This is a genomic window from Phenylobacterium sp. (assembly GCF_020402505.1).
GTDB lineage: Bacteria > Pseudomonadota > Alphaproteobacteria > Caulobacterales > Caulobacteraceae > Phenylobacterium.
The window spans coordinates 1-20,525 of the sequence record NZ_JADBZL010000217.1 but is presented as its reverse complement, the minus strand read 5'-3'; the positions used below and the strand labels follow the sequence as shown (position 1 = coordinate 20,525).

Below are 20,525 nucleotides of genomic sequence, written 5' to 3'. Positions count from 1 at the left end.
TCCGGGCACCAAGATGTCCTTTGTCGGCCTCAAGAAGTCCGAAGATCGGGTCAACATTATCGCCTATCTGCGCGCCCAGGGCGGGACCCTGCCCCTCCCGGCGCCGAACCCCGCCGCCGCGGCTGCTCCAGCGGCTCCGGCTGAAGGCGCAGCTCCGGCCGACGCGGCTCCCGCAGCGGGAGCGGCTTCGGCGGAGTCGGCCCCCAAGCCCGCGGCCTGAGGTCCGCCGTCAGGACGGTTCACGCCGCTTCCGGTCGGGTCCGGGCTAGCGGCCGTCGGTAGGCGGTAGGCTCACCGCCGCCGGACTTTCGGATTCTCTCGACCGCCTCTCTCAGGGGTTCCTGAGCCACCGCCATGTGATGGGCGTTGGCGTGGATGATCCGGGCGCCGTCCAGGAGGATGGCGACGTGACCTTTCCAGAAGACGAGGTCCCCCCGGTCCAGATCCGCCGCCGCCACGGGGGCGCCCAGGGCCTGCTGAAGGTCGGAGTCCCGCGGGCAGGCGCGGCCGCAGGCGAGGAGGGACTGGAGGACGAGGCCCGAGCAATCGATCCCGCACCCTTCCCGACCGCCCCAGAGGTAGGCGGCCCCGAGGTGGGCCTCGGCGATAGCGGCGGGGTCGTCCGCGACGTCGCCCAGGGGCGCCAGGTGAGACTCCGGAACCCAGAAGCCGGCGTCGCAGAGCGCCAGCGGTCCTTCCCTGGCGGTGACGGTCACCAGGCTGTTGAGGGAGATCGGGCCTGTCGGACGCGACTTGATGGAGGGGGCTTCGAACCCGTAGGTCAGGGGAACCCGCACCCAGTGCGTCGGCGGGGGGCCTTCCGGCGCCAGGGCGCCGAAGGCCACATGACCGACATACCCGTCCCGGACCGCCTGGCCCCAGGCGAAGCCGTCGCGGGTCTCCAGGACATCGAAGCGCTCGCCCAGCAGGATCTGGTCCAGCTGCTCGGCGTCCGGTCGCGGTGCGCGGCGGATAGACGCCGCCGGGACCGCGACCTGCATCCGCCTGGGCCGCTCGAACCGCCGGGCGTCCAGGCGGCCCTCAAGGACGCCGGTGGCGAGGTCCGGCCGGGCGAGGGTGAGGCGGGGGTCGGGCTTCACGCGTAGCGGGCCTTCAGCATGGCGAACAGCCCCAGGATGGCCTGAGCCTCTCCGCCCACCGGGTATCCGGGCTGGGCCCGGGGGTTCCAGGCGAAGATGTCGAAATGGGCCCAGGCGCCAGCGGGGGCGAACTTCTGAAGGAAGAGGGCCGCGGTCATGGCGCCGGCCTGGGCCCAGGCGTCCGGATCGTTTTTCAGATCGGCGATCTCGGTCTCCAGGGAGGCCAGGTATCCCTTCCAGAGCGGCAGGCGCCAGACGGGATCGGACGCCTTGCGCGCACCCGCCTCGATGGCGGCGGCGAGGTCTTCGTCGTCCGTGAAGAAGGGCGGCAGCTGGGGCCCAAGGGCGACCCGGGCGGCGCCGGTCAGGGTGGCGAGGTCCAGGGTAAGGTCAGGGGAGAGCTCCGACGCACGGGTGAGGGCGTCGGCCAGGATCAGTCGCCCCTCGGCGTCGGTGTTTCCGACCTCCACGCTCAGCCCCTTGCGCGTGGCCAGGACATCGCCGGGACGCATGGCGTCCCCGCTCACGGCGTTCTCTACCGCGGGCACGAGGACGGACAGCCGCACTGGCAGGCGGGCCTCCATGACCATGGCGCCCAGGGCCAGGACATGGGCCGCGCCGCCCATGTCCTTCTTCATGAGCCGCATACCGGCGGAGGGCTTGAGGTCAAGGCCGCCGGTGTCGAACACCACGCCTTTGCCGACCAGGGCGACCCCGGGCCGCCCCGCCTCACCCCAGGTGATCTCGATCATCCGCGGCTCACGACCGGGGGCCGCCGCCCGACCCACGGCATGGACGGCGGGATATCCCTTCGTGAGGAGCTCATCCCCGGTGATCACCTCGATCTGCGCGCCGAAGCGTCCCGCTAGTTCCCGGGCCGCGCCCTCGAGCTCGGCGGGCCCAAGGTCATTGGCGGGCGTGTTGATCAGGTCTTTGGCGAGGGCGCAGGCCCCGGCCAGGTTCGCGACCTGGGCCTCGTCGGCGCCTGGAGTGACCAGACGAGGCGGGGCGGCGTCGCGGCGCCGGTAGCGCTCGAAGCGGTAGAGCCCGAGGGCGAAGGCCAGGGCGGCCTCGGTGGGATCCATGCCGCCGGGCTTGCCTTCCAACCGGAAGTCGCCCGGGGGCAGGCGCCCGGCCAGGGTCCGGAAGGCGGTCGCCTCGCCGGGCGAGGCGCCCAGTCCGAGCAGGACCCGGGCCGGCTTCCCATCAGGCCCCGGGACGACCACCATCTGACCTGGCCGGGCCCTGAACTCCGGGCCGGCAAGACCCTGCTCCAGGGGCGAGGCGCCCTCGCGCCAGACCGAAAGGTCTTCCTCGCAGAGAGCGACGACCGGAACGGGCGTTGCGCCGCCTTCAGGCGTGACGGTGACGGACATGATCTTGCTTCCGGATGCGCCCCGCGCGGGCCCTCCGGTTCATTTGGGCCAAAGCGCCGCCCGCCGCAACGGCGGCCGGCAGGATAAGGATCAGCGAGGATCGGAACGGAGGGCCGGCGGCGAATCCAGGTCCGGCTGCCGGTTGGGGCCGAGACTGGCCGCTGTCAGCAGAACAGCCGTAATCAGGGCCGCGACGACCCCGAATTCGACAATGGGCGCGGAGGCCTCCTGCCGGAGGACCCTGGCGAGCAACCTGGACATTCTGTTCTCCCGTGCCGCGGGAGGGCGGGAGTCCCCACGCCCCGGCTGAGCCTTTCGGCTTCCCCACGCACTCGGAAATACCCTTGGCCGGTCCACATTAACGCAAAGTAAATCCGAAAGACAATGAGTTGAAACCGACCCGCTGAATTTGGTTTACAGATATAGTTAACAGTAAGTCAGATCAGGAGATCTGCATTTAGGTCTCGAGATTTCTTCCGCCTCCGCGCACAAATCCGAGACCGATAAGGCCGGCGACCAAGAGAATAATGACCATCGCAAAGCCGCCCTGCTGGGTACGGGTCACGTTGGTGCCGAAGTTGACCATCATGGGGCCCAGCCAGCCGGTGGCCACGCCGGAGAGGGCGTAGACGCCGAAGAAGGCCCCCGTCTTCTCTGGGGGCGTCAGCCGGGTCAGCATGGTGCGGGCCGAGGCGTATTGGGCGGTGATGAAGACCGCGTTCACAAAGCCGATCAGCAGAAAGATCACTTCGGGCAGGGTGCGGAAGACCGGCCCCTCCCAGACAGGCGGATAGGCTGCGGGATCGAAGGTCCAGAAGTAGAGGATGCGGCTGGGCGACATGCCGAGCATGGCCACGATGCCCAGGATGGACATGAAGATGGCCACCCGCAGGGCGTTCTTGGGGCCGAAGGCGGCGTCCATCCAACGCCCGACAAAGCCTCCAAGCACGGCCAGGATGGACAGGAGGATTCCATAGGCGAGCATTTCGAGGGCCTGCCACTTCATCACGCCCACGGCGTAGACCCCGGCGTAGATCAGGATGGCGTTCATACCGTCGACGAAGGCCATGCGGCTCAGGAGGTAGATGGCCGCGTCGCGGTAGTTCCGGACGGTGGCCAGCATCTCCCAGAGCTGGCGCGCTCCGTTCCGGAAGGCCTTGAGGACGGGCGTCCCTGTCGCGGGCGCGTCCGGCGTGAACAGGAACAGGGGCAGGGCGCCGATGGCGAAGATGCCGGCGGCGAGCAGGGCGACGATCCGCTCGTGCTCGTGGGCGGCCGTGTCGAGGCCGAAGAGGGGGGCGTCCGGCACCCAGGCCCAGTCGACCCGCCCCGGCAGGGCGAAGGCCCAGGCCGTGAAGCCGAGGGCGAGGACCGAGAAGCCGTTGCCCAAGGCGAGCGCCAGGCCTGACGCCTTGTGCGCAGCTCGCATGCCCGCCGCACGGATGAGCAGGGAGTTGTGCAGCACCTCCGAGAAGGCGAAACCCAGGCCGATCAGGGTGATGAGCAGCATGGTGACCGTAACCGACAGGCCAGAGCCGTCCGGCTTGGCCCACCAGAGCGCCGCCATCATCGGGACCATGGCCGCGACCACCAGGCCCAGCCAGATTTTCCGGCGACCCAGCTGGTCTATGGAGGCTCCGAGGAAGGGCGCCGTGGCCATGATGATCCAGCCCGCATACTGGCTCCACTGGGAGATCACCGCCTGCCCTCGAACAGGGTCGCCGATCATGACCGAGGCCACGTAGGGGGCGAAGATGTAGATGGTGATCAGGACAACATAGGGGTTGCGGGCGCCCTCGAAGAGCGACCAGGCCACCGCGCCCCGGCTCATCCGGCCGTCACCCGCCAGTTCGGAGGCCATAGGCGGATCGACGATGGCGCCCGGCCCGTGGGCCTCGCCTGTCGGCAGGTTTCCGGACACTTCGCTTCCCCCCTCGCGCCGGCGTCTGTCGCGCCCGCTCCCCCACTGACCCTACTCCAACCCCCTGACTTGTGGAGTCCGAAAGGTCTCCTCGCCCCAGGTGCGCGGACTCGACTCCCCGGTGGACCGGTTGGAAGATGCCGGCCTCAAGACAAGAGCGGGGAAACGCACCATGGGACTACTGGATGGAAAGGTGGCCATCATCACGGGCGGGGGCGGCGGCTTGGGAGAAGCCTATGCCCGGCTCTTCGCCCGAGAGGGCGCCGCGGTCGTGGTCAATGACCTGGGCGGCGCCCGTGACGGTTCGGGAGATGGCTCCGTCAGCGCGGCGCAGAAGGTGGTGAATGACATCCTCGCCGAGGGCGGCCGGGCCGTGGCGAACGGCGATGACGTTTCGACCATGGAAGGCGGTGCGAACATACTGAAAACCGCTCTCGACGCCTTCGGCCAGGTCGATGTTCTGGTCTGCAACGCCGGGATCCTCCGCGACAAGTCCTTCGCGAACACCAGCGAGGCGGACTGGGATCTGGTGGTGAAGGTCCACCTGAAGGGGACCTACTGCTGCACCATGCCGGTCTGGAAATGGCTGAAGGACAACGGGCGCCCCGGAGTCATCGTCATGACCAGCTCCACCTCGGGCCTTTACGGCAATTTCGGCCAGTCGAACTACGGGGCGGCCAAGGCGGGAATTTATGGCTTCATGCGGGTTCTTGCTATCGAGGGCCGCAAGTACGGCATCCGTGTCATGGGCTTGGCGCCTGGCGCCTACACCCGCATGACCGCCGACCTGCCGGGACGGGCCGGACGCGAGCCCGATCCGTTGAGCCTGCCGGAGAATGTGGCGCCGGGCGTACTCTACATGGTCTCGGACCTGGCGGCCGACCATACCGGCAAGGTCCTGGGCGTCTCCTCCCGCGGCGTCCGCGAGATCAAGATGCTTGAGACCGAGGGCTTCCAGCCTGGCCGACCCTATACCGCACAGGAAGTGGCTGAGCACGCCGATCAGGTCTTCTTTGCCGACAGCCAGACCCGGACCGCGCCCGTGCGTTGAGGCCGGGTCATCGGCGTCAGGGGCTGAAGGCGGCGAGCCGCTGGTCCAACGCCGCCCGGACGGCGGGCCATTCGGTGGCGATGATCGAATAAATCGCAGTGCTGCGCCGGCGGCCCGTCCAGACGATCCGGTCCCAGCGCTGGACGCCCTCGAAGGTCGCCCCGAGCTTCAGGACGGCGGCACGCGAGCGGGCGTTGGTCTCGTCCACATGGAACTGGACGCGGCCAAAGCCCGCCTCGAACGCCTCGCCAAGGAGAAGCCGCTTGGCGGAGGGGTTGACGGGGCCGCCCCTGGCCTCCGGCGCGTAGTAGGTCAGGCCGATCTCCAGCCCGGCGTTGGCCCGGTCTATCTTCAGGAAGGCCGTCAGGCCGACGCAGCGGTCGCCGATCATCACCGCGAAGTGCCTCCAGGCGCCCGAGGCGGCGTCGGCCGGCCGCTTCTCCGTCCAGAATCGGTCGAAGTGCTGGCCCAGCAGAGAGAGCGAGTATTGCGCCTCCCAGATGTCCGGGTCGGCGGCGCAGGCGGCGCGCAGCGGCTCGCGGTGGGCTTCTGACAGAGGTTCAAGGGTCACGAAGGCGTTGGAGAGCGCGCGGTGGGGAAGTTCCAGGGCCATGCCTCATGCTGGCGCGCCTCGATCGAATTGGCCAGTCCCGGTTGAGCCAGATCAAGGACGGGCGGGACCCGGGCCTGGACACTCCGCGGCGCGCGACCCCCGGCGCCCCGGTGGGCGCTTGAAGGAAAGGCGACCGTCATGGATTTCGAGTATTCGCCCCGCCAGAAGGAACTCATCCGCCGCGTCAGCAACTTCATGGATGAGCACATCCATCCCGCTGTTGCGATCTACGAGGCCCAGCAGGCCGAGGGCGATCCCTGGAAGGTGATCCCGGTCGTGGAGACCCTCAAGGCCAAGGCCCGGGCCGCCGGCCTCTGGAACATGTTCATGCCGCCGGACTCCGGCCACCCCCACGTGGACGACACCTTCGTCTTCGAGGGGGTGCAGCTGTCCAACCTTGAGTACGCCCCGATCGCAGAGATCATGGGCCGGGTCGGCTTCGCCTCGGAGGTGTTCAACTGCTCGGCGCCGGACACCGGCAACATGGAGGTGCTGAACCGCTTCGGAACCCGTGAGCAGAAGGATCAGTGGTTGACCCCCCTGATGCGCGGCGAGATTCGCTCGGCCTTCCTGATGACCGAGCCTCTGGTGGCCTCCTCCGACGCCACCAACATCGAGACTCGCATTGACCGGGACGGCGATCACTACGTGATCAATGGGCGAAAGTGGTGGTCCTCGGGCGTGGGAGACCCCCGCTGCAAGGTCGCGATCGTCATGGGCAAGACCAATACCGACGCCGCTCTGCACGCCCAGCAATCGCAGGTCCTCGTGCCCCTCGACACGCCTGGGATCAAGGTCCTGCGCATGCTGCCGGTCTTCGGCTACGATGACGCCCCGCACGGTCACGCCGAGGTCCTTCTGGAGAATGTCCGGGTCCAGGTGGAGGAGTCCCTGGTGCTGGGGGAGGGCCGGGGTTTCGAGATCAGCCAGGCCCGCCTGGGGCCCGGCCGGATTCATCACTGCATGCGCACCATCGGCGCGGCCGAGGTCGCCTTGGAGAAGATGTGCCGCCGGCTCATGACCCGGAAGGCCTTCGGCAAGTACATCTCCGAGCACTCTGTCTGGGAGGAGCGCATCGCCCGGGCCCGTATCGACATCGAGATGACTCGCCTGCTGTGTCTCAAGGCCGCCGACATGATGGACAAGGCCGGGAACAAGGTCGCCCGGATGGAGATCGCCATGATCAAGGTCCAGGCGCCGACCATGGCCATCAAGGTCATTGACGACGCCATACAGGCCCATGGAGGCGGCGGCGTGACGAGCGACTTCGGACTGGCCAGGGCCTATGCCAGCCAGCGCACCCTGCGCCTGGCCGATGGCCCGGACGAAGTTCACAATCGCACCATCGCCCGAATGGAGCTGGCCAAGTACGGCGACCTTCAGATGAAGATCCGCGCAGAGCGCGACGCCGAACGGGTCCCCGTCGGCATGAGGTGAAATCCGGCCCAACGAAAAGGGCGGCCCCTGTGGGCCGCCCGAAGGCGCCGTCAGATCCCGGCTACTTTGTGGGCAGGGCGGCGGAGGCGTCACAGACCTGGCGCATCAGGGCCGCGTCGTCGGCCCCGTCCGCCTTCTTGGGCGCGGAGTCGCGCCAGCCGCCGGCGATCTCCAGAGGCTTTTTCGGCGAATAGCTGCCCATGGGGATAAGGTTCTTGGCCTTGCAGTCGAGGGCGTAGACAAAGCCCACGCCGTCGGCGGCGCCAGGCGCGGAGGGGCCCATCCGGGGCGTCGCGCCCACCTTGCCGATGGCGGTCATCACCACGATCCGGCCCGAGGCGGCGTCGCGGTAGGAATAGTCGGCGTCGAAGGACCACTGCAGGCCCTTGTCGGTCGGTTGGGTATACGCCGTCCAGGTCTCGGCGACGGCAGGCAAGGCGAGGACGAGGACCGAGAGGGCGGCGATCGCGGGGGCGCGGCGCATGGGCGTTTCCTTGTTGTGGCGTCACAGCTCGCCGGGACCTTAGCGGCGGCGACGGCTCGGGTCCAACCGGAACTGTGTCCCTGATTTCGAGGTCCTGAGCTTGACTCGGGACACCCCTCACCCTAACTCCCCGACGCGTTAGCACTCGGGTGCATCGGCTGCCAACAGCAGCTTCAGCCCGGGAGTTCCGAAAACCCTCGTCCTGAACGGAGAGACCTAGACATGGCGTTTCGTCCCCTCGGTGACCGCGTCCTCGTGAAGCGCGTCGAAGAAGAACAGAAGACCAAGGGCGGGATCATCATCCCCGACACCGCCAAGGAAAAGCCCCAGGAAGGCGAAGTCATCGCCGTCGGCCCTGGAGCTCGCGATGAAGCCGGCAAGATCCAGCCCCTCGACCTGAAGAAGGGTGACCGCATCCTGTTCGGCAAGTGGTCCGGCACCGAAGTCAAGATCGACGGCGCCGACCTCCTCATCATGAAGGAAAGCGACGTCCTGGGCGTGATCGAATAGATCCCCCGACGGCTTTCCACACCCAACAATCCCTTTCCGAAAGAGTAGGCCAATGGCTGCTAAAGACGTCTATTTCGCCTCCGACGCCCGCGACAGGATGCTGCGCGGCGTCAACACCCTCGCCAACGCCGTGAAGGTGACCCTCGGCCCCAAGGGCCGGAACGTGGTCATCGAGAAGTCCTTCGGCGCCCCGCGCTCGACCAAGGACGGCGTGTCCGTCGCCAAGGAAATCGAGCTGGCCGACCGCTTCGAGAACCTCGGCGCCCAATTGATCCGTGAAGTCGCCTCCAAGACTAACGACAAGGCGGGCGACGGCACCACCACCGCCACCGTCCTGGCCCAGGCCATCGTGGTCGAGGGCATGAAGTCGGTCGCCGCCGGGATGAACCCGATGGACCTGAAGCGCGGCGTCGACAAGGCCGTGGCCAAGGTCGTGGAGTCCATCAAGGAATCCTCGCGCAAGGTCACCACCAACGCCGAGATCGCCCAGGTCGGCACCATCTCGGCCAACGGCGACACCGAGGTCGGCGAGATGATCGCCAAGGCCATGGACAAGGTCGGCAACGAGGGCGTGATCACGGTCGAAGAGGCCAAGACGGCCGAGACCGAACTCGACGTCGTCGAGGGCATGCAGTTCGACCGCGGCTACCTGTCGCCCTACTTCATCACGAATGCCGACAAGATGGAGGCCGAACTCGACGAGCCGCTCATTCTGCTCTTCGAGAAGAAGCTGACCTCCCTTCAGCCCCTGCTGCCGGTCCTGGAGGCCGTCGTGCAGTCCGGCCGTCCCCTGCTGATCATCGCCGAAGACGTCGAGGGCGAGGCCCTGGCCACCCTGGTGGTCAACAAGCTGCGCGGCGGCCTGCGGGTCGCAGCGGTCAAGGCTCCGGGCTTCGGCGACCGCCGCAAGGCCATGCTGGAGGACATCGCCATCCTGACCGGCGGCGAGCTGATCTCCGAGGACCTCGGCATCAAGCTTGAGAACGTGACCCTCGACATGCTGGGCCGCGCCAAGAAGGTGTCCATCACCAAGGACGACACCACCATCGTCGACGGCGCCGGCGCCAAGGACGGCATCGAGGCCCGCATCGGCCAGATCAAGCGTCAGATCGAGGACACCACCTCGGACTACGACAAGGAAAAGCTGCAGGAGCGGCTGGCCAAGCTGGCCGGCGGCGTCGCCGTGATCCGCGTCGGCGGTTCGACCGAGGTCGAGGTGAAGGAAAAGAAGGACCGCGTCGATGACGCCCTCAACGCGACCCGCGCGGCCGTGGAAGAAGGCATCGTGCCCGGCGGCGGCGTGGCCCTCCTGAAGGCCTCCAAGGCCCTCGACGGCCTGAAGGGTGACAATGACGACCAGGAGGCTGGCGTCGCCATCGTGCGTCGCGCCCTCCAGGCCCCGATCCGGCAAATCGTCGAGAACGCCGGCGTCGAAGGTTCCATCGTGGTCGGCAAGGTGCTCGAGAACAGCTCGCCCACCTTCGGCTTCAACGCCCAGACCGAGGAATACGTGGACATGGTCAAGGCCGGCGTCATCGACCCGGCCAAGGTGGTCCGCACCGCCCTGCAGGACGCCGCCTCGGTGGCCGGCCTGCTGATCACCACGGAAGCCGCCATCGTCGAGGCCCCCAAGAAGGGCGGCGCCGGCGGCGCTCCGGGCATGCCCGGCGGCATGGGCGGCATGGGCGACATGGACTTCTGATCCAGGTCGTTTCCCGAAAGTCAGGGGGGCGGAGCTTCAGGCTCCGCCCCCTTTTTCGTGGGCCGAGCGTCGCCCCGGGGTCAGCCGTTGCGGGCGGTCAGGCGATTGATATCGCCCAGCAGCATGTATGCAGCCCAGCTGGTCACTCCAGTGATCAGGGCGGCGAGCAGGGCCGGGATGAAGCCTGCGACCTGAAAGCCCGGGATGATCCGGGACACCAGAAGGATCATCGCCGCGTTGATCACCAGCAGAAAGAGCCCGAAGGTCAGGACGGTCAGGGGCAGGGTCAACAGGATGAGCAGAGGCCGGAGCAGGGCGTTCACCAGTCCCAACAGGAGCGCCGCCAGGAAGAGCGTCATCGGCGCGTCGTAGGTGATTCCGCCGACAAGCCGGGCGGCGATGGCCAGGCCAAAGGCCGCGAAGGCGGCGCGGATGAGAAAGTGCAGCATGTCGGACCTCTTATTCCTCTTCCGGACCGGGCGCACCTTCCTCGCCCATGCCGCAGGATGCGGCGACGCCGGAGGCGATGACAAGTCCGCTGTAATGCGAAATGTACGCTCGCCGCATTGACGCCGCAGGCGAGGCGTTCTGTCTTCTTCCCCGCCCGGGAGTCCGCATCATGAGTCCTCGCCCCTCACCCCGCCGCCGCCCGACCGGCCGCGCCGCGTCCGGTTTCGTCCTGCTGCTGCTGACAACCGGGGCCGCCCAGGCGGCTCCGCCCACGCCGGGCGATGGTCTGTTCATCAGCCCTTTCGGCGAGCCCTTCCGTTCCCAGTCCGGGCTGGCGGACTGGTTCTCCGGCGCCGACTCTGACCGTGACGGCTCTGTGAGCCCCGCGGAGTTCAGGGCCGACGGGCTGCGATTCCTCGCCCGGCTCGATACCAATCGCGACGGTCGCGTCGATGGCTTCGAGAACACCGCCTACGAGAATGAGGTCGCCCCGGAAATCCTGCCCCAGTCGGCGGTATTCCGGAGCGACCGCCCCGACGGTGGCGGACCGGCGCCGCGCGCCCGGGGCCTGGAAGGCGCCGCCTCCTTCGGTCTCCTGGATGAGCCCCAGCCCGTCCGGGGTGCAGACCTGAACTATGACGGCAAGATCACTGAAGACGAGCAGTCGAAGGCCGCTGCACGTCGATTCGCCCTCCTTGATCCCGAGGCGACCGGGCGCCTTAGCCTGTCGGTGCTTCAGGCCCGGTTGAAGGCCCGGGAAGCGCCGCCCTCCGGGTTCGTACGCTTCTTCAGGCGACGACCGGACTGAGGTCCGGCACGGTCTCGGTCAGCCGGCCGCCGATCCGGATCGGGGCGATCCGCCGGGCGAGGCCCGTGGCGTCGTCGGTCTCCACGAAGACCCCGCACACCGTGGCCGGGCCCTCGGCCGGCTTGAACCGGCCGCCGGAGATCCGGGTGGTGAAACGACGGAGCGGCTCTTCCTTCATATTGCCGATGACGCTGTCATAGTCGGCGCAGGCGCCGGCGTCGGTCTGGTAGGCGGTGCCGCCGGGGAGGATCTGGGCGTCGGCGGTGGGCACGTGGGTGTGGGTGCCGACCACGAGACTGGCGCGCCCGTCGCAGAAGTGGCCCATGGCCATCTTCTCCGAAGTCACCTCGGCATGCATGTCGACCACGATGGCGTCCGCCACCATGCCCAGGGGCGCCTTCTCCAACTCGCGATCTACAGCCGCGAAGGGATCGTCCAGGCTGTCCATGTGGACCCGGCCCAGCAGGTTGATCACCAGAATCCGGCGGCCGCCGCGGGTCTCGAAGAGGTTGGCGCCCAGTCCGGGCGCGTCAGCCAGGACGGGATAGTTCAGCGGCCGGATCAGCCGTGGCTCCCGGACGATGTAGGTCAGGGCTTCCTTCTGGTCCCAGGCATGGTTGCCCAGGGTGAGGCAGTCAGCGCCGGCGTCGAACAGGTCCCGGGCGGTCCGCTCGGTAATGCCGAAGCCTGCTGCCGCATTCTCGGCGTTGACGATGACGAACTCGAGGTCGAGGCGGCGGCGAAGGCCGGGCAGGTGGTCGGCCAGGCCGTCCCGGCCGGATTTTCCGACGACATCTCCGAAAAAGGCGAAGCGCATGCTGTTCCTTCAGGCCTGCGGGAGGCGGCGGTATCCGGCCTCGGTGAGGACCGCGTCAAGTTTCTGATCGTGGGGCTGCAGGTCCAGCCTGTCCACCTCCTGGCCCGCGAAGGCAAGGCCCAGAACAAAGACCGGGCCATCCCTGCGCAGGGCGGCGAGGGCGCGATCGTAGTGCCCGCCCCCCTGCCCCAGGCGGCCGCCGAGCCGATCGAAGGCCAGGAGCGGGGCGATCACCAGATCGGGCCGCTGCTCAGGCGCGTCGGAAGCAGGGGCCGGCTGCCCTGCGGCGTCGGGTTCCAGGGCGCAGCCGGGCGGCGCCTGGAGGAACCGCATCGGTCCGTCCTCAGTGACCCGCGGCAGCACCTGCTCTGCGCCCAGAGCGAGCAGGCGCCGGGCCAGGGGACCCGGATCCATCTCCCCGCCCGCCGGCAGGTAGGCGGCGAAGACCCGGATGGGAGGCAGGGCGTCGTCCGGCAGACGCCGGGCCGCCTCCGCGCCCGCCTCGGGCGCCGCCGCCGCAAGAGCCCGCCGGCGTCGCCTCATGCGCCGTCGCAGGTCGTCTCGGGACATCCGGTCGGGATCAGGGGATGGCAAGGAAGGTCCGGGAAAAGAGGTGGCGGCGCCGCGGGAACCGTGAAGGACAGTTCAACCCCCTCGACCTGGATAACCAGGTGGGCGCCGTGTGCCCGGGTCCACGGACCCGACCAGGGACAGCTCCCTTCAAGAGAATTAAGGTCGCTGGGATAAGTCGCCTTCGACGCGAGCCGCAGCAAGACCCGCCGCCTTTCAATCTAGGCCTCGAGGGGACCCGCGGCAAGGCGTCGGCGTCAGGCGCCGGCCAGCTTCTCGATCCGGCGGGCGGCGGCTTCCAGGGCGGCGGCGGCGCGGCCCTCCACCGAGCCGGCCTCGGCCTGGAGCCGGGCGTTGTCGGCCTGCAAGCCGCCGACCCGGCCGCGCAGGTCTGCAAGCTCGTCAGCCAGCAGCAGGGCGGCCATCAGGAAGAGCCGGGTTTCGCCCAGCTGGCCGACCTCCTGGGAGACCTGGCGGACCTGTGCGTCGAACAGGCGGGCGAGCTCGGTGAGGTGGGCCTCCTGGCCATCCTCGCAGCCGACTACATAGGGCCGGCCGTTCACGCTGAGGGTCACCTGGGCCATGGATCAGCCTCCCCGTCCGCCGCCCAGGACCGCCTCGATCTCGGCGATGGCCTGGCCGAGGGCGCGGGAGGCCTCGGCGCCGGCGGCCCTGAGTTCGCGTTCGCGCTGGCGGCTCTGCTCAAGCTCCGCGGCGAGACTGTTGCGCGCCGGATCAAACAGCTCGCCCTCTCCGCCGGCCCGGCGCCCAGCCAGCTCCTGTTCGAGCAGGGACAGGGCGCGGTCCAGCCGCCGGGCGGCCTGGTCAAGGGCGGATTCGTCCTGGGTCATGCGGGACTCCGGAGGTTGCCGTCCTTCTATAGCGCCATCCGCCGCGCCGCCGGAACACTTACCTTTCTTGACCCTTCCGGTCCCCTGTGCGAGGCCGAAACCCCCGCCGCCGACAACCGGATTCCCGCCATGCCTGTCTCGCCCGTGAAAATGGCCGACGCCATCCGCGTTCTCTCGATGGATGCGGTGCACAAGGCGAAATCGGGCCACCAGGGCATGCCGATGGGCATGGCCGACGTGGCCACCGTCCTCTGGACGAAGTTCCTGAAGTACGACGCGTCTCGCCCCGACTGGGCGGATCGCGACCGCTTCGTCCTGTCCGCCGGCCACGGCTCCATGCTGATCTACGCCCTCCTGCACCTGACCGGCTTCAAGGCCGTGACCATGGACCAGATCCGCAACTTCCGTCAGTGGGGCTCCAACACGCCCGGGCATCCGGAGTACGGCCACACCCCGGGGGTGGAGACCACCACCGGCCCCCTCGGCCAGGGCATCGCCACCGCCGTCGGCATGGCCATGGCCGAGCGCCACCTCGCGGCCCGCTTCGGCGAGGACCTGGTGGATCACCGCACCTGGGTCATTGCCGGCGACGGCTGCCTGATGGAGGGGGTCAGCCATGAGGCCGCCTCCATAGCGGGCCGGTTCCGCCTGAACCGGCTGACCGTCCTGTTCGACGACAACAACACCACCATCGACGGGGTGGCGACCCTCGCCGAGACCGGCGATCAGCTGGCGCGCTTCAAGGCCTATGGCTGGGCGGTCAAGGCGGTGGACGGGCACGACCATGGCAAGATCGCCGCCGCCCTGCGCTGGGCGACCAAGCAGGACCGGCCGACCCTGATCGCCTGCCGCACCAAGATCTCGAAGGGCGCAGGCCCCAAGGAAGGCGACCCTCACAGCCACGGCTACACCCTGTTCGACCCCGAGATCGCCGAGTCCCGCAAGGCCATGGGCTGGGACCTGCCCCCCTTCGAGCTGCCCGACGACCTCGTCAAGGCCTGGAGGCGGGCGGGCCGACGGGGCGGTCGCACGCGCAAGGCCTGGCAGGCCCGCCTTGCAGCTTCGGCGAAGGCCGCCGACTTCCAGCGCGCCATGGCGGGCGAACTCCCGGCCGGGGCCTTCGAGGCCCTCGACGCCCACATCGCCGCGGCGGTGGACGCCAAGCCCGCGGCGGCCACCCGCCAGCACTCCGGCTCGGCCCTCGACCGCCTCTTCCCGGCCATTCCCGAAATGATCGGCGGCTCGGCCGACCTGACCGGCTCGAACAACACCTTCGTCAAGGGCACGCCGGCCTTCGACGTCCCTGACTATTCGGGCCGCTACGTCCACTGGGGCGTGCGCGAGCACGGCATGGCGGCGGCCATGAACGGCATGGCCCTGCACGGCGGGGTGATCCCCTTCTCGGGCACCTTCCTGGTCTTCTCGGACTATTCGCGGCCGGCCATCCGGCTCGGCGCCCTGATGGGCGCCCGGGTCGTCCACGTCATGACCCATGATTCCATCGGCGTGGGCGAGGACGGGCCGACCCACCAGCCGGTGGAGCACGTCGCCTCCCTTCGGGCCATGCCCAACCTCCTGGTCTTCCGCCCGGCCGACGCTGTGGAGACCGCCGAGTGCTGGAAGCTGGCCGTCTCGGCCCGCGCCACCCCCTCGGTCATGGCCCTGTCGCGCCAGAAGACCGCGGCGGTGCGCACCACCGCCTCCGGCGAAAACCTCTCCGCCCACGGCGCCTACCAGCTGGCCGCCGCCGGCTCGCCGGCCCGGGTGACCCTGTTCGCCTCGGGGACCGAGGTCGCGGTGGCCCTGGCCGCCCGGGACATCCTGGAGGCCGAGGGCATCGGGACCCGCGTCGTCTCCACCCCCTGCTGGGAGCTCTTCGAGGCCCAGACCGACCGCTACAAGGCCGCGGTCATCGGCGAGACCGAGGTGAAGGCCGCGGTCGAGGCCGGCGTGCGCATGGGCTGGGACCGCTTCATCGGCGCCGACGGCGTCTTCGTGGGCATGAAGGGCTTCGGCGCCTCCGCCCCGGCCGAGAAGCTCTACGAGGCCTTCGCCATCACGCCCCAGGCGGTGGCCGACGCCGTCCGCCAGAAGCTGGGCTGAGCCATGGCCGCCGCCCGCCGGCTCGGGACCCCCCTGTCCCCCACCGCCGTCCGCGTCCTGCTGCTGGGCTCGGGCGAGCTGGGCAAGGAGGTGGTCATCGAGCTGCAGCGCCTGGGCTGCGAGGTCATCGCCGCCGACCGCTACGCCGACGCCCCGGCCATGCAGGTCGCCCACCGCAGCCATGTCCTGGCCATGACGGATGCGGCCGCCCTGCGCGCCCTTGTAGAGGCCGAGCGCCCGGACCTGATCGTCCCGGAGATCGAGGCCATCGCCACAGACGAACTGGTGCGCATCGAGGCCGAGGGGTTGGCGACCGTCATCCCGACAGCCCGCGCCGCCAAGCTGACCATGAACCGCGAGGGCATCCGCCGCCTCGCCGCCGAGACCCTCGGCCTGCCCACATCCTCCTACGCCTTCGCCTCCTCCGAGGCCGAGCTGGCGGAGGCTGCGGCGAAGGTCACCGGCTTTCCCTGCTTCGTGAAGCCGGTGATGAGCTCCTCCGGCAAGGGCCAGTCCTTCGTCGAGGGGCCCGAGGGGGTCGCCGCCGCCTGGCGCTACGCCCTGGAAGGCGGCCGGGTCGAGCAGCCCCGGGTCATCGTCGAGGGCCGGGTCGAATTCGACTTCGAGATCACCCAGCTCACCGTCCGCAGCCTCGGCGCCGACGGGGCGGTGCGCACCGACTTCTGCGCCCCCATCGGCCACCGCCAGGTGAAGGGCGACTATGTGGAGAGCTGGCAGCCCCAGCCCATGTCCGCCGCCGCCCTGGCCCGGTCGCGGGAAATCGCCGGGGCGGTGACCGCCGACCTCGGGGGGCTGGGGGTCTTTGGCGTCGAGCTCTTCGTGAAGGGCGACGAGGTCTGGTTTTCCGAGGTCAGCCCGCGGCCGCACGACACGGGCCTGGTGACCCTGGCCACCCAGGTCCAGAGCGAGTTCGCCCTGCACGCCCGGGCCATCCTTGGCCTTCCGGTGGATGCCGGCCTGCGCGAGACGGGCGCCAGCGCCGTGATCTACGGCGGGATGGAGGCCCGCGGCGTCGCCTTCGAGGGGGTGGCCGAGGCCCTGTCCGTCCCGGGGGCGGACCTGCGCCTCTTCGGCAAGCCCGAGGCCTTCGAACGCCGCCGGATGGGGGTCGCCCTGGCCCGCGCCGACGATGTCGGGACCGCCCGCGCCCGGGCGGCGGAGGCTGCCGGGAAGGTGCGGGTCGTCGGGGACTGACCGCAGGATTCGGCGGGAGGGAGCCTGTCGCTCCCGAAACCGTGATCGTCAGGGTTGACTTCCCCGCCCCGGACCTAAAAAACCGCCGCCAACCAGCGAAGTTAAAGGTTCGGAGACCGATTCATGACTGTGCGTGTCGCCATCAACGGATTCGGCCGGATCGGCCGCAACATCCTGCGCTCCCTGGTCGAGCATGGCCGGACCGACATCGAGGTCGTCGCCATCAACGACCTGGGCCCGGTGGAGACCAACGCCCACCTGTTCCGCTATGACAGCGTCCATGGCCGCTTCGCCGGTGAGGTCAAGGTGGACGGCGATACGATCGACGTCGGCCGGGGCAGGATCAAGGTCACCGCCGTCCGCGACCCCGCCGAGCTGCCGCACCGCGAGCTGGGCGTCGACATCGCCTTCGAGTGCACCGGCATCTTCACCTCCAGGGACAAGGCCAGCGCCCACCTGACGGCCGGCGCCAAGCGCGTCCTGGTCAGCGCGCCCTGCGACAACGCCGACAAGACCATCGTCTACGGGGTCAACCACGACACCCTGACCGCCGCCGACCTGGTGGTCTCCAACGCCTCCTGCACCACCAACTGCCTCGCCCCGGTCGCCAAGGTCCTGCAGGAACTGGCCGGCATCGAGCGCGGCTACATGACCACCATCCACTCCTACACGGGCGACCAGCCGACCCTGGACACCATGCACAAGGACCTCTACCGCGCCCGCGCGGCGGCCATGTCCATGATCCCGACCTCCACCGGCGCCGCCAAGGCCCTGGGCCTGGTCATCCCGGCCCTGCAGGGCAAGCTGGACGGCTCGTCCATCCGCGTGCCGACCCCGAACGTCTCGGTGGTGGACCTCGTCTGGACCCCGGGCCGGACCCTGACCGTCAAGGAAATCAACGACGCCCTGCGCGCCGCCGCCGAAGGTCCCCTGAAGGGGGTGCTCGCGGTGACCGACGAGGCCCTGGTCTCGACCGACTTCAACCATGTGGCCGCCTCGTCCACCGTCGCCCTGGCTCAGACCCAGGTCATCGACGGCGGCCTCGGGCGGATCCTGTCCTGGTATGACAACGAGTGGGGCTTCTCCACACGGATGGCCGACACCGCCGCGGCCATGGCCCGACTGATCTGAGCCCATGGCCTTCCGGACCCTCGACGATGTCGCCCTTTCCGGCGTCCGGGCCCTGGTCCGGGTGGACTTCAACGTCCCGATGGCCGACGGCGCGGTCACCGACGACACCCGCCTGAGGGCGGCCGTCCCGACCATCGACAAGCTCCGCGCCGGCGGGGCCAAGGTGATCCTCCTGGCCCACTTCGACCGGCCCAAGGGCAAGTGGGTCCCTGAGATGAGCCTGGCGCCCATCGCCCCGGCCCTGTCCGCCGTGCTGGGCGCGCCGGTGACCTTCGTGCCCGACTGCGCCGGCAAGGACGTCGAGGCGGCGGTGGCGGCCATGGCGCCCGGCGACGTGGTCCTGCTGGAGAATGTCCGCTTCTATCCCGGAGAGGAGGCCAACGACCCGGCCTTCGCCCGCGCCCTGGCGCAGAACGGCGACCTCTTCGTCAACGACGCCTTTTCCGCCGCCCACCGGGCCCACGCCTCGACGGAGGGTCTGGCCCACGTCCTGCCGGCCTGCGCCGGCGAGCAGATGCGCCTGGAGCTCACCGCCCTCGACCGCGCCCTCGGCCGGCCCGAGCGTCCGGTCATGGGTATTGTCGGCGGGTCGAAGGTCTCCACCAAGCTGGATCTCCTCTCCAACCTCGTGACCCGGCTGGACAAGCTGGCCATCGGCGGAGGGATGGCCAACACCTTCCTCTACGCCCAGGGCCATGAGGTCGGCGCCTCCTACTGCGAGAAGGACCTGGCGGACACGGCCCGCGAGATCATCCGCCTCGCCGGCCAGCACAACTGCAAGCTCTTCCTGCCCATCGACATCGTCGTCGCCGAGAAGCTGGCGCCGGGGGCGCCGGCCCGGGTGCGCCAGCTGGGGGCCATGGACGACGAGGAGCGCATCCTCGACGCCGGCCCCAAGACCGTGGAGCGACTGAAGCGGGCCATGGGCAATTCCAGGACACTGATCTGGAACGGCCCGCTCGGCGTCTTCGAGATGCCGCCCTTCGACCGGGGCACGGTGGAGGCCGCCCGCGCCGCCGCCGACCTGGTCAAGGCCGGCAAGCTCGTGGCGGTGGCCGGCGGGGGCGATACGGTGGCCGCCCTGCACCATGCGGGCTGCGCCGACGGCTTCAGCTTCGTCTCGACGGCCGGCGGCGCCTTCCTGGAATGGATGGAAGGCAAGACCCTGCCCGGTGTCGCCGCCCTGACGAAACAGACCCAAAGCTAACGGAGACGGAACATGGCCCGGATCACCCTGCGACAGCTCCTCGACCACGCCGCCGAGCACGGCTACGGCGTCCCGGCCTTCAACATCAACAACATGGAGCAGGGCCTGGCCATCCTGGAGGCGGCCGACGCGACGGACTCCCCCGTCATCATCCAGGCCAGCCGCGGCGCCCGATCCTACGCCAACGACATCGTCCTGAAGCACCTCATCGACGCCCTGGCCGAGATGTACCCGCACATCCCGATCTGCATGCACCAGGACCACGGGAACAACGAGGCCACCTGCGCCACCGCCATCCAGTACGGCTTCACCTCGGTAATGATGGACGGCTCGCTGATGGCCGACGGCAAGACCCCCGCCGACTATGACTACAATGTCCGCGTCACCCGCAATGTGGTGGACATGGCCCACTGGGTCGGCGCTTCGGTGGAGGGCGAACTCGGCGTGCTGGGCAGCCTGGAGACCGGCATGGGCGAGAAGGAGGACGGCCACGGCTTCGAGGGCAAGCTCGACCATGACCAGCTGCTGACCGATCCCGACCAGGCCGTGGCCTTCGTCAAGGCCACCCAGGTGGACGCCCTGGCCATCGCCATGGGCACCAGCCACGGCGCCTACAAGTTCACCCGCAAGCCGGACGGCGAGGTCCTGGCCATGCACGTGATCGAGGAGATCCACCGCCGCCTGCCCAACACCCACCTGGTCATGCACGGCTCCTCCAGCGTACCCCAGGACCTCCAGGACATCATCAACCAGTACGGCGGCCAGATGCCCCAGACCTGGGGCGTGCCGGTGGAGGAGATCCAGCGCGGCATCAAGAACGGCGTGCGCAAGATCAACATTGACACCGACAACCGGATGGCCATGACCGGCGCCATACGCAAGGTCTTCGCTGAGAACCCCGGCGAGTTCGACCCGCGCAAGTACCTCAAGCCCGCCATGGAGGCCATGCGCGCGGTCTGCCGCCAGCGGTTCGAGGAGTTCGGAACCGCCGGCCATGCCTCGCGGATCCGGCCCATCCCCTTGTCCGCCATGGCCAAGCGCTACGCCGCCGGCGAACTCAACCCGAAGATCGGCTGAAGCGCCGGGTCCTGTCCGCCAGATAGTAGAGCGCCGACCGGCTGGGCATGAAGAAGTAGCCGCCGCCCCGCACCGTCACGAAGTCCGGGATTCCCCGGATCC

The 20,525-nt window shown here is 69.2% G+C and carries 21 protein-coding genes, 1 other RNA gene and 1 pseudogene; 11 read left to right on the top strand and 12 right to left on the bottom strand.

Annotated elements, in window-relative coordinates; genetic code table 11:
* Positions 1–220: pseudogene (locus IM632_RS14075) on the top strand (cytochrome c family protein); the annotation flags it as partial.
* A 19-nt stretch (positions 221–239) separates the two neighbouring features.
* Here the strand turns inward: IM632_RS14075 and IM632_RS14070 are convergent.
* The 4 genes from IM632_RS14070 to IM632_RS14055 form a co-directional block, all read right to left on the bottom strand.
* On the bottom strand, positions 240–1,100 hold the full coding sequence (locus IM632_RS14070) for an NlpC/P60 family protein (protein ID WP_296552503.1): 861 nt from the start codon (positions 1,098–1,100) through the stop codon (positions 240–242).
* Positions 1,097–2,476: a M17 family metallopeptidase gene (locus tag IM632_RS14065; protein ID WP_296480630.1), complete on the bottom strand. Its 1,380-nt coding sequence runs from the start codon at positions 2,474–2,476 to the stop codon at positions 1,097–1,099. Before IM632_RS14065 ends, IM632_RS14070 begins: the two co-directional genes overlap by 4 nt.
* A 90-nt stretch (positions 2,477–2,566) precedes the next feature.
* Positions 2,567–2,737, bottom strand: a complete 171-nt coding sequence (locus IM632_RS14060; RefSeq protein WP_296480627.1) for a hypothetical protein — start codon at positions 2,735–2,737, stop codon at positions 2,567–2,569.
* Between the two features lie 196 nt (positions 2,738–2,933).
* The gene (locus IM632_RS14055; protein WP_296499298.1) at positions 2,934–4,397 is read right to left on the bottom strand and encodes an MFS transporter; all 1,464 of its coding nucleotides are present in this window, start codon (positions 4,395–4,397) and stop codon (positions 2,934–2,936) included.
* 172 nt (positions 4,398–4,569) lie between these two features.
* On the opposite strand from IM632_RS14055, the gene IM632_RS14050 reads away from it, so the two are divergent.
* Positions 4,570–5,448 carry an SDR family NAD(P)-dependent oxidoreductase gene (locus IM632_RS14050; RefSeq protein WP_296480621.1) on the top strand — a complete coding sequence of 293 codons (879 nt, stop codon included), beginning with the start codon at positions 4,570–4,572 and terminating at the stop codon, positions 5,446–5,448.
* Positions 5,449–5,464: 16 nt separating this feature from the next.
* Here the strand turns inward: IM632_RS14050 and IM632_RS14045 are convergent, their stop codons facing one another.
* Positions 5,465–6,061 carry a GNAT family protein gene (locus IM632_RS14045; protein ID WP_296547597.1) on the bottom strand — a complete coding sequence of 199 codons (597 nt, stop codon included), beginning with the start codon at positions 6,059–6,061 and terminating at the stop codon, positions 5,465–5,467.
* A 138-nt stretch (positions 6,062–6,199) separates the two neighbouring features.
* Between IM632_RS14045 and IM632_RS14040 the strand changes: the two genes are divergently transcribed.
* Positions 6,200–7,498, top strand: coding sequence for an acyl-CoA dehydrogenase family protein (locus tag IM632_RS14040; protein ID WP_296499297.1), 1,299 nt, complete (start codon positions 6,200–6,202; stop codon positions 7,496–7,498).
* A 61-nt stretch (positions 7,499–7,559) separates the two neighbouring features.
* On the opposite strand, the gene IM632_RS14035 is transcribed toward IM632_RS14040, so the two are convergent.
* Positions 7,560–7,982 carry a hypothetical protein gene (locus tag IM632_RS14035; protein WP_293511701.1) on the bottom strand — a complete coding sequence of 141 codons (423 nt, stop codon included), beginning with the start codon at positions 7,980–7,982 and terminating at the stop codon, positions 7,560–7,562.
* A gap of 222 nt (positions 7,983–8,204) precedes the next feature.
* Between IM632_RS14035 and groES the strand changes: the two genes are divergently transcribed.
* Positions 8,205–8,492, top strand: a complete 288-nt coding sequence (gene groES / locus IM632_RS14030; RefSeq protein WP_293511703.1) for a co-chaperone GroES — start codon at positions 8,205–8,207, stop codon at positions 8,490–8,492.
* Positions 8,493–8,544: 52 nt separating this feature from the next.
* Positions 8,545–10,194 (top strand): chaperonin GroEL, encoded by a 1,650-nt coding sequence (gene groL / locus IM632_RS14025; protein ID WP_296480608.1) that lies wholly within the window; start codon positions 8,545–8,547, stop codon positions 10,192–10,194.
* A gap of 80 nt (positions 10,195–10,274) precedes the next feature.
* On the opposite strand, the gene IM632_RS14020 is transcribed toward groL, so the two are convergent.
* The gene (locus tag IM632_RS14020) at positions 10,275–10,643 is read right to left on the bottom strand and encodes a phage holin family protein (protein ID WP_296480606.1); all 369 of its coding nucleotides are present in this window, start codon (positions 10,641–10,643) and stop codon (positions 10,275–10,277) included.
* Positions 10,644–10,813: 170 nt separating this feature from the next.
* On the opposite strand from IM632_RS14020, the gene IM632_RS14015 reads away from it, so the two are divergent.
* Positions 10,814–11,452, top strand: coding sequence for a hypothetical protein (locus tag IM632_RS14015; protein WP_296480604.1), 639 nt, complete (start codon positions 10,814–10,816; stop codon positions 11,450–11,452).
* On the opposite strand, the gene IM632_RS14010 is transcribed toward IM632_RS14015, so the two are convergent.
* From IM632_RS14010 to IM632_RS13990, 5 genes are all read right to left on the bottom strand, one after another.
* Positions 11,433–12,269, bottom strand: a complete 837-nt coding sequence (locus tag IM632_RS14010; protein ID WP_296499296.1) for a TIGR00282 family metallophosphoesterase — start codon at positions 12,267–12,269, stop codon at positions 11,433–11,435. The two genes, IM632_RS14015 and IM632_RS14010, sit on opposite strands and share 20 nt — an antisense overlap.
* 9 nt (positions 12,270–12,278) lie before the next feature.
* On the bottom strand, positions 12,279–12,839 hold the full coding sequence (locus IM632_RS14005; protein ID WP_296480598.1) for a 5-formyltetrahydrofolate cyclo-ligase: 561 nt from the start codon (positions 12,837–12,839) through the stop codon (positions 12,279–12,281).
* 45 nt (positions 12,840–12,884) lie between these two features.
* A non-coding RNA gene (gene ssrS / locus IM632_RS14000) (6S RNA) lies at positions 12,885–13,045 on the bottom strand.
* Positions 13,046–13,096: 51 nt separating this feature from the next.
* Entirely contained in the window at positions 13,097–13,423 is a 327-nt protein-coding gene (zapA, locus tag IM632_RS13995) for a cell division protein ZapA (protein ID WP_296480595.1), read from the bottom strand.
* A 3-nt stretch (positions 13,424–13,426) separates the two neighbouring features.
* On the bottom strand, positions 13,427–13,690 hold the full coding sequence (locus IM632_RS13990) for a DUF4164 family protein (RefSeq protein WP_296480592.1): 264 nt from the start codon (positions 13,688–13,690) through the stop codon (positions 13,427–13,429).
* Between the two features lie 129 nt (positions 13,691–13,819).
* Between IM632_RS13990 and tkt the strand changes: the two genes are divergently transcribed.
* From tkt to fba, 5 genes are all read left to right on the top strand, one after another.
* On the top strand, positions 13,820–15,793 hold the full coding sequence (gene tkt, locus IM632_RS13985; protein ID WP_296480679.1) for a transketolase: 1,974 nt from the start codon (positions 13,820–13,822) through the stop codon (positions 15,791–15,793).
* Positions 15,794–15,796: 3 nt separating this feature from the next.
* Complete coding sequence (purT, locus tag IM632_RS13980; RefSeq protein WP_296480588.1) at positions 15,797–17,008, top strand: formate-dependent phosphoribosylglycinamide formyltransferase; 1,212 nt, start codon at positions 15,797–15,799, stop codon at positions 17,006–17,008.
* A gap of 123 nt (positions 17,009–17,131) precedes the next feature.
* Positions 17,132–18,139: a type I glyceraldehyde-3-phosphate dehydrogenase gene (gene gap / locus IM632_RS13975; protein ID WP_296480585.1), complete on the top strand. Its 1,008-nt coding sequence runs from the start codon at positions 17,132–17,134 to the stop codon at positions 18,137–18,139.
* A gap of 4 nt (positions 18,140–18,143) precedes the next feature.
* Complete coding sequence (locus tag IM632_RS13970; RefSeq protein ID WP_296480583.1) at positions 18,144–19,346, top strand: phosphoglycerate kinase; 1,203 nt, start codon at positions 18,144–18,146, stop codon at positions 19,344–19,346.
* Between the two features lie 12 nt (positions 19,347–19,358).
* Complete coding sequence (fba, locus tag IM632_RS13965; RefSeq protein ID WP_296525402.1) at positions 19,359–20,423, top strand: class II fructose-bisphosphate aldolase; 1,065 nt, start codon at positions 19,359–19,361, stop codon at positions 20,421–20,423.
* Positions 20,424–20,525 lie beyond the last annotated feature (102 nt).